14 protein-coding genes are annotated in these 14,683 nt (G+C 62.7%); 8 read left to right on the forward strand and 6 right to left on the reverse strand.

Annotated elements, in window-relative coordinates; all coding sequences use genetic code 11:
* Positions 1-20 precede the first annotated feature (20 nt).
* The gene (gene xylB / locus ABWI03_RS05500) at positions 21-1,418 is read left to right on the forward strand and encodes a xylulokinase (RefSeq protein WP_298777387.1); all 1,398 of its coding nucleotides are present in this window, start codon (positions 21-23) and stop codon (positions 1,416-1,418) included.
* A 7-nt stretch (positions 1,419-1,425) separates the two neighbouring features.
* On the opposite strand, the gene ABWI03_RS05505 is transcribed toward xylB, so the two are convergent.
* A complete protein-coding gene (locus ABWI03_RS05505; protein ID WP_166809429.1) occupies positions 1,426-2,142 on the reverse strand; it encodes an HAD family hydrolase in 717 nt (238 codons plus the stop codon).
* Positions 2,143-2,284: 142 nt separating this feature from the next.
* Between ABWI03_RS05505 and cycA the strand changes: the two genes are divergently transcribed.
* From cycA to ABWI03_RS05540, 7 genes are all read left to right on the forward strand, one after another.
* Positions 2,285-3,748 (forward strand): D-serine/D-alanine/glycine transporter, encoded by a 1,464-nt coding sequence (cycA, locus tag ABWI03_RS05510; RefSeq protein WP_298777388.1) that lies wholly within the window; start codon positions 2,285-2,287, stop codon positions 3,746-3,748.
* Positions 3,749-3,870: 122 nt separating this feature from the next.
* Positions 3,871-4,641: a M23 family metallopeptidase gene (locus ABWI03_RS05515; protein ID WP_095971116.1), complete on the forward strand. Its 771-nt coding sequence runs from the start codon at positions 3,871-3,873 to the stop codon at positions 4,639-4,641.
* A 125-nt stretch (positions 4,642-4,766) separates the two neighbouring features.
* Positions 4,767-6,272, forward strand: a complete 1,506-nt coding sequence (locus ABWI03_RS05520; RefSeq protein WP_095971115.1) for a glutamate-cysteine ligase family protein — start codon at positions 4,767-4,769, stop codon at positions 6,270-6,272.
* Between the two features lie 141 nt (positions 6,273-6,413).
* Positions 6,414-7,307 carry a universal stress protein gene (locus ABWI03_RS05525; protein ID WP_007727672.1) on the forward strand — a complete coding sequence of 298 codons (894 nt, stop codon included), beginning with the start codon at positions 6,414-6,416 and terminating at the stop codon, positions 7,305-7,307.
* Between the two features lie 176 nt (positions 7,308-7,483).
* Positions 7,484-8,524 (forward strand): LLM class F420-dependent oxidoreductase, encoded by a 1,041-nt coding sequence (locus ABWI03_RS05530; protein WP_296552594.1) that lies wholly within the window; start codon positions 7,484-7,486, stop codon positions 8,522-8,524.
* A 353-nt stretch (positions 8,525-8,877) separates the two neighbouring features.
* Positions 8,878-9,771, forward strand: a complete 894-nt coding sequence (locus ABWI03_RS05535; protein WP_095971114.1) for a universal stress protein — start codon at positions 8,878-8,880, stop codon at positions 9,769-9,771.
* 76 nt (positions 9,772-9,847) lie between these two features.
* Positions 9,848-10,486 carry a response regulator gene (locus ABWI03_RS05540; RefSeq protein WP_019744786.1) on the forward strand — a complete coding sequence of 213 codons (639 nt, stop codon included), beginning with the start codon at positions 9,848-9,850 and terminating at the stop codon, positions 10,484-10,486.
* Between the two features lies 1 nt (position 10,487).
* Here ABWI03_RS05540 and ABWI03_RS05545 read toward each other — a convergent pair whose 3' ends face one another.
* The 5 genes from ABWI03_RS05545 to ABWI03_RS05565 all read right to left on the reverse strand — a co-directional run bounded on the left by ABWI03_RS05545 (position 10,488) and on the right by ABWI03_RS05565 (position 14,633).
* On the reverse strand, positions 10,488-12,179 hold the full coding sequence (locus tag ABWI03_RS05545) for a sensor histidine kinase (RefSeq protein ID WP_124567483.1): 1,692 nt from the start codon (positions 12,177-12,179) through the stop codon (positions 10,488-10,490).
* A 27-nt stretch (positions 12,180-12,206) separates the two neighbouring features.
* A complete protein-coding gene (locus ABWI03_RS05550) occupies positions 12,207-12,902 on the reverse strand; it encodes a hypothetical protein (protein ID WP_298777391.1) in 696 nt (231 codons plus the stop codon).
* Positions 12,903-12,921: 19 nt separating this feature from the next.
* Positions 12,922-13,254, reverse strand: a complete 333-nt coding sequence (locus ABWI03_RS05555; protein ID WP_003946336.1) for a cupin domain-containing protein — start codon at positions 13,252-13,254, stop codon at positions 12,922-12,924.
* Between the two features lie 84 nt (positions 13,255-13,338).
* Positions 13,339-13,830, reverse strand: a complete 492-nt coding sequence (locus ABWI03_RS05560) for a dihydrofolate reductase (protein WP_298777394.1) — start codon at positions 13,828-13,830, stop codon at positions 13,339-13,341.
* Between the two features lie 2 nt (positions 13,831-13,832).
* Positions 13,833-14,633 carry a thymidylate synthase gene (locus ABWI03_RS05565; protein WP_095971110.1) on the reverse strand — a complete coding sequence of 267 codons (801 nt, stop codon included), beginning with the start codon at positions 14,631-14,633 and terminating at the stop codon, positions 13,833-13,835.
* Positions 14,634-14,683 lie beyond the last annotated feature (50 nt).

Below are 14,683 nucleotides of genomic sequence, written 5' to 3' on the forward strand. Positions count from 1 at the left end.
CCTTCGGAAAGGACGCCAGTGTGACCCTCGTTGCCGGTATCGATTCGTCTACCCAGTCGTGCAAAGTCATTGTCCGTGATGCGGATTCGGGCGAGCTGGTACGAGAAGGACGGGCGGCCCATCCCGTCGGTACCGAGATAGATCCGGCATGCTGGCTCGAGGCGATGGACAGTGCAATCGCCGCGGCGGGTGGGCTCGGCGACGTCGCAGCCGTATCGGTCGGAGCTCAACAGCACGGAATGGTGTGTCTGGACGACGGCGGCGAGGTGGTCAGGCCGGCGTTGCTGTGGAACGACACTCGTTCGGCGAAGGCCGCGGCCGATCTGGTTGAAGAACTCGGCGGACCCAAGGCGTGGGCCGACGCAGTTGGCGTAGTTCCAGTCGCCGCAGTCACGGCAAGCAAGCTTCGATGGCTGGCAGATCATGAGCCCGGCAACGCTGATCGCACTGCCGCGGTGTGTCTTCCGCACGACTGGCTGTCCTGGAAGCTCAGCGGGTCCGGTTCGATCGAGGAGCTTGCCACCGATGCGGGCGACGCAAGCGGAACCGGCTATTACGCTGCCTCGACGCGCGAATACCGTACCGACCTGCTGGCGTTGGCATTTCGCGGCCGAACCCCGCATGTTCCCCGAGTCGCATCTCCGAACGACAAGATCGGAAGTACACGTTCCGGAGGGATTGTCGGACCTGGCACCGGTGACAATGCCTCAGCCGCACTGGGTTTGGGGGCAGTTCCCGGTGACGTGATCATCTCGATCGGAACATCCGGCGTCGTGTCGGCTGTATCGACCACTCCCACGCACGATCCCAGTGGAAACGTGGCGGGATTCGCGGACGCGACCGGATTGCACCTGCCGCTGGTGTGCACTCTCAACGGGGCACGCATCCTTGACGCGACGGCGTCCATTCTCGGCGTCGATCACGCCGAACTGTCCCGGTTGGCGTTGACCGCGCCCCTCGGAAACGACGGACTGGTCATGATTCCGTACTTCGAGGGTGAGCGGACGCCCAACCGCCCCGACGCCACGGGAGCAATGCACGGTCTCCGCTTGCAGAACTCGACGCCGGCGCACTTTGCGCGTGCTGCAGTCGAAGGGCTCCTGTGCGGCTTGGCCGACGGCGTCGACGATCTGGTTCGCCAGGGCGTCGAGGTGAAGCGAGTTCTCCTCGTAGGAGGCGGAGCGAAGTCTCGTGCTCTCTGTGAGATCGCGCCGGCAATTCTCGGAGTCCCGGTCGTGATCCCTGCTCCGGGTGAGTACGTCGCAGAAGGGGCATGCAGGCAAGCAGCATGGGTACTGTCCGGGGACACGCAGCCACCGGTGTGGCCGAAACCGGACGAGCGGCGATTCGACGCCGAACCAGCTCCCCATGTGCGTGAGCGCTACGCGTCGCTGCGTGAACTCACCGAAGGCGTCTGAGCGCTCCTTACAGCAGGCCGAACTTTCGAACTGCGTCGAGTAGCGCGTGCGGGCGTTCGGTCGTCGGCAGGGGATCGACGAGGGCGAACTGGCAACCGACGTCTCGGGCAGCGCCGTCGGCGACGTCGCTGTCGCCGATCATCAGGGTCTGTGCTGCATCCACATCCAGCTGCGCCAGGGCGTATTCGAAGATCGCGGGTTCCGGTTTGACTGCGCCCACCTCGAATGACAGTACGAACTCGTCGACCCAGACGTCCCAGCCGCGGTCGACGAACGCCGGACGGATGTCGAAGGCGATGTTGCTCAGTACTGCGGTGCGTATGCCCTTCTCCGACAACGACTTCAGGACCTCTCCGGTATCCGGGTACGGCGACCACTGGTCCGGATCGACCAGAAGCGCGTAGAAAGCCTCGGCGCGAACCGGATCGGGCACTCCGGACTTGCTCAACACGTCGAGGTAAGCCTGACGATGCAACTTCGGATCCCGGTCGCGGTTCTCCCACGCGTAGATCCCGGCTTCGTCCATTTCGACGGTTCGGCCCACCGGCGCGGTCATCCGACGCATGAGCTCGGCTTGAGCGTGCACGTCGAGGGGATCGCCCTGGTGATCGACGAGGTGCTCGGTCCAGTCGTCGCTCTCCTCCAGACGGAAGAGGGTTCCGGAGAAATCGAACAGCGTCGCGGCGATATGTCCGTCTTGATGGGCCGTGCTGTCAGTGTTCACCTCGACAGGTTATCGGCGTCGGCTTTCCGATGCTTGATGTGAGCCAGTGCACGCGTACTTTGAGAGGGCACATTTTCCGAGGTTCCCCCGATGGGCACGATTTCGATGCTCCGGATGAACCGAACGACGAGGGGGATCCTCCGTGTCCGACCACGCGAATACACCAGACCTGACGAAGCCGTCCGGCGAAGACCCCCACCTCTCACGTCAGCTGTCCAACCGACATATCCAGCTGATTGCCATCGGTGGGGCCATCGGCACCGGACTGTTCATGGGATCGGGTAAGACGATCTCGCTCGCCGGGCCTTCCGTGATCTTCGTGTACATGATCATCGGCTTCATGCTCTTCTTCGTCATGCGGGCGATGGGGGAGTTGCTGCTCTCGAACATGGCATATAAGTCGTTCTCCGACTTCGCCGCGGATCTGCTGGGCCCCTGGGCAGGGTTCTTCACCGGATGGACCTACTGGTTCTGCTGGATCGTCACCGGCATCGCGGACGTCATCGCGATTTCCGGGTACTTCAAATACTGGTGGCCAGGTCTGGCAGCGTGGATTCCCGCATTGTTGACGATCGCGGCGCTGTTGCTGCTCAACCTCCCGACCGTTCGCGCCTTCGGTGAAACCGAGTTCTGGTTCGCGCTGATCAAGATCATCGCCATCGTCAGCTTGATCATCGTCGGCATCGTCATGGTCGTCTCCGGGTTCACGGCGCCGAACGGTGCCACCTCGGGTATCGACAACCTCTGGAACGACGGCGGCATGTTCCCGACCGGATTCATGGGCTTCGTGGCCGGCTTCCAGATCGCCGTGTTCGCCTTCGTGGGAATCGAGCTCGTCGGCACCACCGCGGCCGAGGCGAAGGAACCGGAGAAGAACCTGCCGAAGGCCATCAACTCCATCCCCATTCGCGTGCTGCTGTTCTACGTCGTTGCACTGACCGTGATCATCGCGGTGACTCCGTGGCGCGAAATCAGCGCAGACAAGAGCCCGTTCGTCGCCATGTTCACCCTGGCCGGTCTCGGCATTGCTGCTTCGGTCATCAACTTCGTCGTGCTGACCTCCGCCGCATCTTCCGCCAACTCGGGCATCTACTCCACCTCGCGCATGGTGTTCGGCCTTGCGCAGGAGGGCGACGCACCGAGGGCGCTCGGCAAGCTGAACTCACGCAAGGTCCCCGCGAACGCCCTGATGTTCTCGTGCATCTTCCTGCTGGCGTCGTTGATCCTGCTGTTCTCGGGTGATTCCGTGATCGAGGCTTTCACCGTCGTCACGACCATCTCGGCGCTGCTCTTCATGTTCGTGTGGACGATCATCCTGGCGAGCTACATGGTGTACCGGAAGCGTCGCCCGCACCTGCACGAGGCGTCGAAGTTCAAGATGCCCGGCGGCATCGTGATGTGCTGGGTCGTGCTCGCGTTCTTCGTCTTCATTCTCTGGGCGCTGACAACCAAGGACGACACCTTGCAGGCACTTGTCGTCACACCGATCTGGTTCGTGGTTCTGGGTATCGCCTGGGCGATCATTCGGCGCCGACCCGCTCACCGGGCACGATACGACGCATTCAAGTCAGAACTGGACGCCAGCCGACAGAACGGCGACAAATAGTTTTGGTCAAGATCGGGTAACGGTGGCGGCCGCCTTGATCAAACTGTTACATTCTTCGGCAGACAGAGGAGCGGGCTTCATCAGAAGGACGCTGCACGCCGACGACTGACGGAGTACACACTGTGGGAAACCACCACCGCACGGGCAATGACGATGTTGTCTTCGAGATCGATCCCGAGGCAGCAAGCGGCCGCCACCGCACCCCGTCGGCTGGCCCTGGTGCCGGTGTCAAGGCTGGTGTCGTAGCTGCGGCTACGGGTGCGCTTCTCGTCGGTGCAGGCCAGATGGGTGCAGGAACCGCTGCTGCGGCGCCGGCAACGCAGACCATCGCCGGCTTCGAGATCCCGCAGGGCCTGCTTCCCGAGGGCGTTGTCGTTCCGGCTGAGCTTGCGGCGCTTCCCGCTCTCGACATTCCCGAGCTTCCCGATTTTGCTGCCGACCTCAACACGCAGGCACAGCAGTTCCTCGCGGGGATCAACCCCGGCACGACCGCTCGCACCGTGCAGCCGGTGTCCGGAACGCTGACCTCCACGTTCGGGTCTCGTTGGGGAGCACACCACGGCGGTCTCGATATCGCGGCCCCGATCGGCACCCCGATCCTCGCTGCAGCCGACGGCCAGGTCATCGACGCCGGCCCGGCGTCGGGTTTCGGCCTCTGGGTTCGCGTCCAGCACGACGACGGTACGGTCACCACGTACGGCCACGTCAACGACTACCAGGTCAACGTCGGCCAGCGCGTCAACGCCGGCCAGCAGATCGCCACCGTCGGTAACCGTGGCCAGTCCACCGGCCCGCACCTGCACTTCGAGGTCGCCGAGAACGGCGCAAAGGTCGATCCGGCAGCATGGCTGCAGGCTCGTGGCGTCGCTGTCACCTGGGTGGACAACTCTTAAGAAAACGTCTTGTAGAACTGCGGTGGCGCCGGGAAATTCTTCCTGGAGCCACCGCAGTTCTCGTTTGTCGGTGACACCGGCCGGATAGCCTTCAGTGACGTTGATCGTCGAAGGGGGAACGTGCGATGGGTGCAGAGGTCACGGCGAGAGAATTCACCAGAGCAGACCGCAGGCTCTTTCGTCAGAAGGTGCGCGCGTGCGTCGACGCCATGAAGCAGATGCTTGACGGCGGCGACTTCCGGGACGCCGTCGACAAGCCTGCCCCACTGCTGGGCATGGAGATCGAGTTCAACCTGGTGAACGGGGACATGGCTCCGGCGATGTCGAATCGTGAAGTACTCGAATCCATTGACGACGCTGCGGTTTTCCAAACCGAGCTCGGACAGTTCAACGTCGAGATGAACGTCGAGCCCGGTCCACTCACCGGCGACGCGACTTTCGAATTGGAGAAGAAACTGCGGGCGTCCCTCGATGTCGCAGACGCGCGAATCCACGCTCACGACGCCGAGATGGTGATGATCGGGATGTTGCCGACACTGCAGCTCGAGCATCTCGATCGAGAGTGGATCACCGCCAACCCGCGTTACGAATTGCTCAACGAGCAGATCTTTGCCGCGCGAGGAGAAGACATCGAACTCGACGTCGAAGGCGTCGCGCTGCCTGGTGGCGACGTGGAAATTCTTCGGGCCGACACCAATTCGGTGGTGCCGGAGGCGGCATGTACGTCCATGCAGTTGCACCTGCGCGTCGCGCCGGAAGAATTTGCCGCGCACTGGAACGCCGCGCAGTGTCTGGCCGGCGTGCAGGTGGCGTTGGCGGCCAATTCTCCTTTCCTGGCAGGTAAGGCACTCTGGCACGAATCGCGCATCCCGATCTTCGAACAGGCCACGGACACCAGAACTTTCGAGCTCAAGAACCAAGGTGTGCGCCCGCGAGTGTGGTTCGGTGAGCGATGGATCCACTCGGTACTCGACTTGTTCGAAGAGAACTCACGGTACTTTCCGGCCCTGCTCCCCGATGTGTCGGACACCGATCCGCTGGAGGTGCTCGCTGCGGGTGGGGTTCCGGAGTTGAGCGAGCTCCAGATGCACAACGGCACGGTCTATCGCTGGAATCGGCCGGTGTACGACTGCTCGGATGGCAAGCCGCACTTGCGTATCGAGAATCGGGTGCTGCCGGCGGGACCGACCGTCGTCGACATCATGGCCAATGCGGCCTTCTACTACGGAACCGTTCGCGCACTGGTGAACGCGGATCGGCCGCTGTGGTCTCACATGTCTTTCCACGCGGCGGAAGAGAACCTGCACATCGGTGCCAAGTACGGACTCGACGCCACCCTGTACTGGCCGGAGATCGGGTGGGTCGGCGCCGACGAGTTGGTCCTGCGAAGGCTGTTGCCGTTGGCGGACGAGGGTTTGGCGGACTTCGGATTGTCGTCCGCTGCCCGCGATCGCTACCTCGGTGTCATCGAGGGGCGGTGCATGAATCGGCAGACGGGTGCCGCCTGGCAACGAGAGCACGTGGCGCGGGAGGAGGCCTCGGGCGCGGACCGCTCGACGGCGCTCACCGGAATGCTCCGGGGTTACGTGGAGAACATGCGCACGGGAGATCCTGTTCACACCTGGTCCTGAGTGCTCTGCTAATTCTCCTATCCGTCAACAGTTTCGGGGACTTAAGTCCCGGAAATGAGGAGGGGGCGACCCCAAAAAAGCCGGACAAGTGGGATGGTTAGAGTGAAAGTGGCTCGGTTACTTCTTCAGGAAGGTGGGCACATGAGTTCACGCGAACATAACAGTGTTGTTGTCGGAGTCGAGGGGTCGGACACGGCGTCCACTGCGCTCCGCGAGGCCGCGAAAATCGCCGCCCAGCGCGAATTGCGACTCGACATCATCCACGCTCTCGACTTCGCGCCGTACGGTTTCGGTGGACCGTACGTCGACGCGGGTGGGGTGTACGAATGGGTCGAGGAGGCAGGAAAAGCGATCTTGGCGGAGGCGGAACAGTTCGCCCGTGAGATCGATCCGAAACTCGAAGTTCACACCGAAATCGCCATCGGCAGCGCAACTCAGTGGCTGATCGAGAGTTCTGCACAAGCCAGGCGGGTAGTTGTCGGAGCGTCTGCTTCGGGCAAAGCCGCGACGGCCGTCCTCGGCAACACCGCGGTCGGGGTGGCCAGTCACGGCAAGTGTCCGGTCATCGTCGTACGGGACCGTGACGGTGCAGTGCCCTCGGAGGGGCCGGTCGTGGTCGGTGTCGACGGCAGCGCATTGAGCGCCCAGGCCGTGGGTGCGGCCTTCGAGGAAGCGTCGTTCCGCGGAGTCGAGTTGGTGGCTCTACACGTGTGGAGTGACCTCGGCAGCGCGGCATTCGAAGACCCGAGGGCAGCAGCACTGGCACCGCAGTCCCTCGAAGAGGAAGAACACGCCGTACTGAGTGAGAGCTTGGCAGGCTGGTCCGAGCAGTACCCGGACGTCAAGGTCCGGCGCGAGGTCTATCTCGACAACCCGCGCGGACGGCTGTTGGACTGGTCGGCAAAAGCGCAGCTCGTCGTGGTCGGCAGCCGTGGCCGTGGCGGATTCCGCGGCATGTTGCTCGGCTCGACCAGCAACACTCTGATCGCTTCCGCCAAGTGCCCCGTCATGGTGGTTCGCCCCGAAGAATCCTGACTTTCTCCAGGTTCTCCCGCTACCCCGTTCATTTCGGTCATCGAATTTGAACGGGGTAGTCACATGAATGCGGACTCAGGTTCCGTAGTGTTCGATGTGAGTAAGTGTTCGATGGGAGTACCACTGCTCGTGTGCGCGTCGCACACGGCAGCAATCGTCAGGATTGGGGTTACAACGTGCGTATCGGTATGGGTTTGAACTACAGCGGCGGGTTCGCCGAAACCGTCGAAGAGGTCGGTGACCTGGAGAAGGCGGGCCTGGACATCGCCTTCGTCCCGGAGGCGTATTCGTTCGACGCCGTCAGCCAGCTCGGCTACCTGGCGGCCAAGACGTCGACCATCGAACTCGCTTCGGGAATCTTCCAGATCTACACCCGTACCCCTTCGTTGACCGCGATGACGGCAGCGGGCCTGGACTTCGTCTCCAACGGTCGCTTCGTGATGGGCCTGGGTGCTTCTGGACCGCAGGTGATCGAGGGATTCCACGGCGTCAAGTACGACGCCCCGCTGGGACGCACCCGTGAGGTCGTCGAAATCTGTCGCAAGGTGTGGCGCCGCGAGAAGGTCGAATATCGGGGCAAGTACTACCAGGTTCCGCTCCCCGCCGAGAAGGGCACCGGGCTGGGCAAGCCGCTCAAGCTGATCAATCATCCTGTGCGTGAGCGCATCCCGATCCTGATCGCTTCGCTCGGACCCAAGAACGTCGAGCTGACGGCAGAGATCGCCGAAGGCTGGGAGCCCATCTTCTTCCATCCGGAGAAGGCGGCCAGCGTGTGGGGCGAGCCGATCGCCAAGGGCAAGGCCAAGCGTGATCCGAGCCTCGGCGAGCTCCAGGTGTACGCGTCGCCGGCCCTCGCCATCGGTGACGACGTCGACCACATGCTCGACTGGGTACGCCCGAGCCTCGCGCTGTACATCGGCGGTATGGGCGCCAAGGGAAAGAACTTCTACAACGATCTCGCGGTGCGCTACGGCTACGAAGAAGCTGCCGAGAAGATTCAGGACCTGTACCTCGCGGGCAAGAAGGACGAGGCCGCAGCAGCCGTCCCCGACGATCTTGTTCGCGCCGTGTCGTTGATCGGTCCCGAGAGCTACGTCAAGGAACGCGTCGCGGCCTTCGCCGAAGCCGGTGTCACGACGCTCAACGTCACGCCGTTGGCAGCCGACCGTAACGGCCGAGTGCAGCTGATCGAGAAGTTCCGCAAGATTTGTGACTGACCCTGCCGTGCGCCTTTATTAACCGCCGGCGGTTAATAAAGGCGCACAGCGGGTGATTCGGGATCTCCTGCGCACGAAACCCGAATTTAGGCGCTTGTTGACAGGACTTTTTTCACTTCTGACCGGTCGGGTTCTTCGCCTAACGTGGATCGAGTAGCCAGGGTTTGCGTGCGAATCCGGCACCGGTGGCCTCGTTGACGCCCGAAAGGGATGTTGGCGGGGCCGTTGCCGCAGTCCACTCGAACACCGAATGTCCGATTCGGGACTCGCGTCGGCTGATGAATCCTTTTTGCCGTCATTGGGCAATAGTGTGGGGGCGAAGAGATTCTGTGGTCGATTGTGGAGGGACGAACATGAGTGCAACCAAACCCGTCGTCGTAGCGGTAGACGGTTCGGAATCGGCGTCGTCGGCTGTCGTCTGGGCGGCGAGGACGGCAGTGGCGCTCGGTCGACCGCTCCACATCGCGACGGTGGTGCACATCCCTGCCTTCTACTACTCCGAGCCGTACCTCGCCGAGAGTTTCAAGGACGAACTGCGACGCACTGCCACCGCTCGTCTGGACAGTGCGCAGATCCTTGCGCGGCAAAGCATCGACGACGACCTCGAGATCGTCACCGAACTTCTCGACGGCAGTGTCTCCGATCGGCTGATCGAATTGTCCAAGAGCGCGTACATCATTGCGCTCGGACCCCGCGGACACGGCGAATTCACCGGATTGGTCGTCGGTTCCGCGACGGTCTCGGTCGTCTCGCACGGCGAATCTCCGGTGGCAGTTGTCCGAGGACGGACGCTCGACGGTCGACCGCCGACCGAAGGGCCCGTCGTGGTCGGTGTCGATGGATCCGAAAGCAGCATCGAGGCAATCGAGCACGCTTTCGAGCAGGCATCCGCGAGGGGCGCCACCTTGATTGCCGTCAACGTGTGGAGCGACGTGAGTGTGCAGCCCTCGCTGGGCGCCACCCCCGACGACCCGCTGTGGAGCAGCATCCAGACGGGTGAGGAAGTTGTCCTCGCCGAGCAATTGGCCGGATTCACCGAGCGTTACCCGGACGTCGTCGTCGAGAGAGTCGTCGCGCGTGACCGTCCGGTCCGAGTTCTGAGCGAGTACGCGGAGACGGCGCAGTTGATAGTCGTCGGCAGTCGCGGGCGCGGCGGATTCGCGGGAATGCTCCTCGGATCGACCAGTCGGGCGCTCCTGCACACTGCGGATTGCCCGGTTCTCATCGTCCGTCACGTCAACAAGTGAAGAGAATGTATTCCATGAGTTCTGAGTCCACCATCTCCGGTACCGTTCGACGTGAGATGTCTTTTGGAGGGGTTCGATGACAACGCGGATATTCCTGGTCGACGATCACGAGATCGTCAGACGCGGATTGTTCGATCTGCTCGGCGGGGTCGAGGACTTCGTGGTGGTGGGCGAGGCTGCGTCGGTGGGGGAAGCGCTGGCGGCGGTACCGCAGAGCAATGCCGACGTCGCTGTTCTGGACGTGCGGCTGCCTGACGGCAACGGCGTCGAGCTGTGCCGCGAACTCCGCTCGATGCTGCCCAACCTGCGCTGCCTGATGCTCACCTCGTACGCGGACGACGAGGCGCTACTCGACGCGATCATGGCGGGCGCTTCTGGATTCGTCCTCAAACAGATCCTTGGAACCGATCTGGTTGCTGCTGTCCGCACAGTCGGGCGCGGCGGTTCACTGCTCGACAGTCGGGCAACCGAGGCGCTGATGCAGCGGATCCGTAGCGACCGTACAGCTGATCCACTGGCCGAACTTTCCGATCAGGAGCGAGCAGTCTTCGACCTCATCGGAGAGGGACTCACCAACCGGGAGATCGGCGCGCGATTGTTCCTCGCGGAGAAGACGGTCAAGAACTACGTGACGCGTCTGCTCTCGAAGCTGGGCATGCAGCGTCGTACTCAGGCTGCGGTGCTGGCCACCGAAATCCGCAGCGGCAGTCGATAGGTTATCGACTGGACTTCGGTCGATTCGAGTTGGTGCGGCCGAGCGGTACTCGCCAGAGCAGACGTGCACCGCTCGGATCGTGGTTGACGATCGTGCACGTACCGCCGCAATGTTCGGCACGGCGCTCGAGATTGTGAAGTCCACTCTTGTGGAAGTCGGAGGGGAGTCCGACGCCGTCGTCCTCGATCGTGATGGCGAATTCGACATCCGCGGTCACTGCGATGGTGATGTGGTGTGCGTGTGCGTGCCGAAGGACGTTGCTCAGTCCCTCTCGCAGTACAGCCTCGGCGTGCTGGTGGATCCCGGGGTTCACCAGAGTGTCGATGGCGCCGGAGAATTGGACGCTGGGGGTCACGGAGGACTGGGCGGTGGCATCGCCGATGACATCGAGGAGGCGTCGTCGCAGGCTCGACGTCCCGGCAGCAGTGGGAGTCTGCAGATCGAAGATCGTTGTCCGGATCTCGCGGACGGTCTTGTCGAGCTGTTCGAGAGATCGTTTGACAATCGCGCGCGCCGACTCGGGGAGGGTCTCGTCCGGAAGCGTGCTCTGCAAGCTCATTCCGCTCGCGAACAGTCTCTGGATGACGTTGTCGTGCAGGTCTCGTGCGATGCGATCGCGGTCGGCGAGGACCGACAGCAGGCGTTGCGCCTTCTGCTTCTCATCGAACTCGATTGCAACGGAGCCGAGTTCGGCCATCGACTCGATCCGGGTCAGTTCGTCGTGATCCCAGTGTGTGTTGGTGGAATTCGACGCCACGATGACCGCGCCGACTACGCCCGAGGCGACGCACATCGGTGCCACGACCGCACTCCCGGCCGACGGCACGAGTTCCGTGAGCGCGCCTAAAGTGGTGAGTACCTGTAGCTTTCGGGTGCTTCGGACAACGTCGAACGGATAGGTCGTTGCTGGAATTCTGACCCCGCGTGACGTGGTACGGGCGCTGGCCGCGGCGTGGACCTGGGCGTAACCGTTCTCGCAGATCACCACGATCACGTCGTCGACGCCGGTCAGATCCCGAACGCGGCTCGCGAGAAGTTGTAGGCCGTCCTCGAGTGAGTCACCGGCCAGCAACCGCGAGCGGATGGCAGATGTTGCGGTGAGCCATCTTTCACGAGTTCGAGACTGCTCGAACAGTCGTGCGTTTTCCACAGCTATGCCGGCTGCAATGGCGAGGGCTTCGAGAATGACCTCGTCCTCTTGCGTGAACTCGGCTTTTCCTCGTTTCTCGGTCAGGTAGATGCTTCCGAACACCTTTCCTCGCATCATGATCGGCGCTCCGAGAAAACTCTCCATCGGTGGATGATTCGCGGGGAAACCGACGGACTCGGGATGATCGCCGAGATGCGCCACACGCAACGTCTGCGGATGATTCATCAGAACACCCAGAACGCCATGACCTTCGGGGAAATGTCCCATGGTCGCGCGTTGGGACCCGGAGATTCCCTCGTAGACGAATTCCGAGAGCCCACCCCCCGGCGCCGCGACTCCCAGGGCGCCGTAGCGGCAATCCAGAACCGTTGTCGCAGAGGTGATGATCCGTTGGAGCGTCAGGTCGAGGTCCAGGCCGGAGCCGACGACCAGGACCGCCTCGAGCAGACGGTGGAGTGTCGGGATGTCGGCGTTGGAATCGCCCAGGCGGTCGAGCAACTCGCCGAACGTGCGTGCCGGACTGTGACCCGATGCTTCGACCATGGTCGAAGCATATCGCCTCACCGCACGTCAGCCACCCTGACGGCGGCCTTCCCACCACGAAGTCCAGTGATGCTTGATCTCGTCGAACTCGTCATCGCTCAGGTCGTAGGTGGTCAGCAGGATCGACATGCCTCCGTCGGGCCGCTGCGGAGTCACCGACTGGGTCGCCACGGAGAGTAGACCAGGGCCGAGATCTTCGACTGTCAACCCGAATTGGTGATCGGTGACGTAGTCGACGACGCCTTCGAAATAGTCGCCGGGAGCGATTGTCGCCGCGTACCGACTTCCCGCTGCCAATTCGATTTCGATGAGCCCGAGGACGGTTGCCACGTTCTCGCCGGGGAGCAGTAGGCCGTCGAGATAGATGGTTCTTCGCTCAGCGAGTCCGTGGTGCTCCACTGCGAATCTGAGCAACTGGAGGAACGTCGTCCATCCCTCGGTGATGTCGTCGTACCAGTCGTCGTCGGCGGACTTGGCCGGACGATCGATGCGGACGACCGTCTTGCCGTCCTGTTCGAGAAGTGAGAAACGGTCGCCGTTTCCGAGTTTCAGCGTCAACGCTTCGGGGTCGGCATCAGCGGTGGAGTAGATCTGGGTGATTTCGTCGTCGAGTCCGTCGTACTCCCAGCCGAACCAACGACGAATCAGCGACGGGTCGCGCAGCGCGGGCCAAAGTACGGACGGGGCTGCGACGATGGACACTTCGATCACGGTTTCGCTCACGCGGAAGACGCTACCGACTTCAGCCCTTCATCGCGACGGTCAGTAGAAATGCAACGTCTTCGAGCGCTTCGACACTGTGCCGGTCGGCTGGAACGGTGAGGAAATCGCCGGTGGATCCTTTCCACTGGTCGCTCCCACACACAAGATTCAGCTTCCCGCTCAGGACCAACAGGGTGGCTTCGCCCGGGCTGTCGTGTTCGGCGAGGCTCTTGCCGGCGCTCAGCGCGATAACCGTCTGTCGCAGGCTGCGCTGGTGGCCGCCGTAGACGGTTTGTGAACTGCGACCGCTGGTCGCCGAGCCCGCCAGTTTCAGCTGTTGACGAGCGAGAGCGGTCAGTGATTTCTTGTCCATCGAAGACCTCTCGAAAGCGGTGAATGTCGTTCTAGGAGTATGACCGACTCACTCGCGAGGTGCCTCGTTATCGGCGGAAGTCGGTCAGCGAGTGTATTCCAGCCAGCGGAAGCGCAGCCCACTCTTCTCCGAGGTCTGCCACGGCTCGTCGGACTTCAGGTTCCATTCGGGGCCGATCTCGGGAGCGAAGGCATCACCGGCGATGTCGAGGTCGATCTCGGTCACCAGGAGATGCGTCGCGAATGGCAGTGCAGCCGAATAAATTTGCCCGCCACCGACGACGAAGACGTCGCCGTCCGGCAACGCCAGGGCGTCGTGAAGACTGTGGACCACCTCGGCGCCTTCGGCGTTCCATTGCAGATCGCGCGTGACAACGATATTCCGACGCCCGCTGAACGGCCGGAACTTCAGTGGAATGGAGTCCCAGGTGCGCCGCCCCATGATCACCGGATGTCCCATGGTGACGCGTTTGAAGTAAGCCATGTCCTCGGAGACGCGCCACGGGATCGTGTTGTCGGCGCCGATGACGGCGTCATGGGCCTGCGCCCAGACAAGGTTGACTGTGCGATCGGGCATCGTCAGACCGCTACCGGCGCTTTGATCGCGGGGTGGTGCTGATAGTCGACGATCTCCACGTCCTCGAAGGTGTAGTCGAAGATGGAGTCGCGCTTGTTCAATTTCAGGGTCGGCAACGGGAGGGGCTCGCGACCGAGCTGCTCGGTGACCTGGTCGACGTGATTGTCGTAGATGTGGCAGTCACCGCCGGTCCAGACGAACTCGCCGACGTCGAGTCCGGCCTGCTGGGCCATCATGTGGGTGAGCAGTGCGTAGCTGGCGATGTTGAACGGAACGCCGAGGAACATGTCGGCGCTGCGCTGGTACAGCTGGCACGAGAGTTTGCCGTCGGCGACGTAGAACTGGAAGAAAGCGTGGCACGGCGCCAGCGCCATCTGCGGAATGTCGGCGACGTTCCACGCCGAGACGATGATCCGCCGCGAATCGGGATTCGAGCGCAGGGTCTCGACGGTCTGCGTGATCTGGTCGATGTGCTCTCCGGACGGAGTGGGCCAGCTGCGCCACTGGACGCCGTAGACGGGACCGAGTTCGCCGTTCTCGTCGGCCCACTCGTCCCAGATGGAGACGCCGTTCTCGTGCAGCCACGCCACGTTGGAGTCGCCGCGCAGGAACCACAGGAGCTCGTTGACGATCGACTTGAGGTGGACCTTCTTGGTGGTGACGAGCGGAAAGCCGTCGGCAAGATCGAAGCGCATCTGGTGACCGAAGATGCTGCGGGTGCCGGTTCCGGTTCGATCGGATTTGGCGGTACCCGTCTCCATGACGAGCCGGAGGAGGTCTTCGTAAGCAGTGGAGACAGTCACGGGATTCAGTCTAGGGCCTAGCCTGCTGTGCGCCTTTATTAACCTCCGGC

The organism is Rhodococcus baikonurensis, assembly GCF_040489275.1.
GTDB classification, from domain to species: Bacteria; Actinomycetota; Actinomycetes; order Mycobacteriales; family Mycobacteriaceae; genus Rhodococcus_F; species Rhodococcus_F baikonurensis.

Bases quoted from the DNA above. Each gene is read 5' to 3' on its own strand.
- ABWI03_RS05520 (WP_095971115.1), top strand. From the start codon at position 4,767: ATGGGTGCAGAGGTCACGGCGAGAGAATTCACCAGAGCAGACCGCAGG.
- ABWI03_RS05525 (WP_007727672.1), top strand. From the start codon at position 6,414: ATGAGTTCACGCGAACATAACAGTGTTGTTGTCGGAGTCGAGGGGTCG.
- ABWI03_RS05535 (WP_095971114.1), top strand. From the start codon at position 8,878: ATGAGTGCAACCAAACCCGTCGTCGTAGCGGTAGACGGTTCGGAATCG.
- ABWI03_RS05540 (WP_019744786.1), top strand. From the start codon at position 9,848: ATGACAACGCGGATATTCCTGGTCGACGATCACGAGATCGTCAGACGC.
- ABWI03_RS05545 (WP_124567483.1), bottom strand. From the start codon at position 12,179: ATGGTCGAAGCATCGGGTCACAGTCCGGCACGCACGTTCGGCGAGTTG.
- ABWI03_RS05555 (WP_003946336.1), bottom strand. From the start codon at position 13,254: ATGGACAAGAAATCACTGACCGCTCTCGCTCGTCAACAGCTGAAACTG.
- ABWI03_RS05560 (WP_298777394.1), bottom strand. From the start codon at position 13,830: ATGCCCGATCGCACAGTCAACCTTGTCTGGGCGCAGGCCCATGACGCC.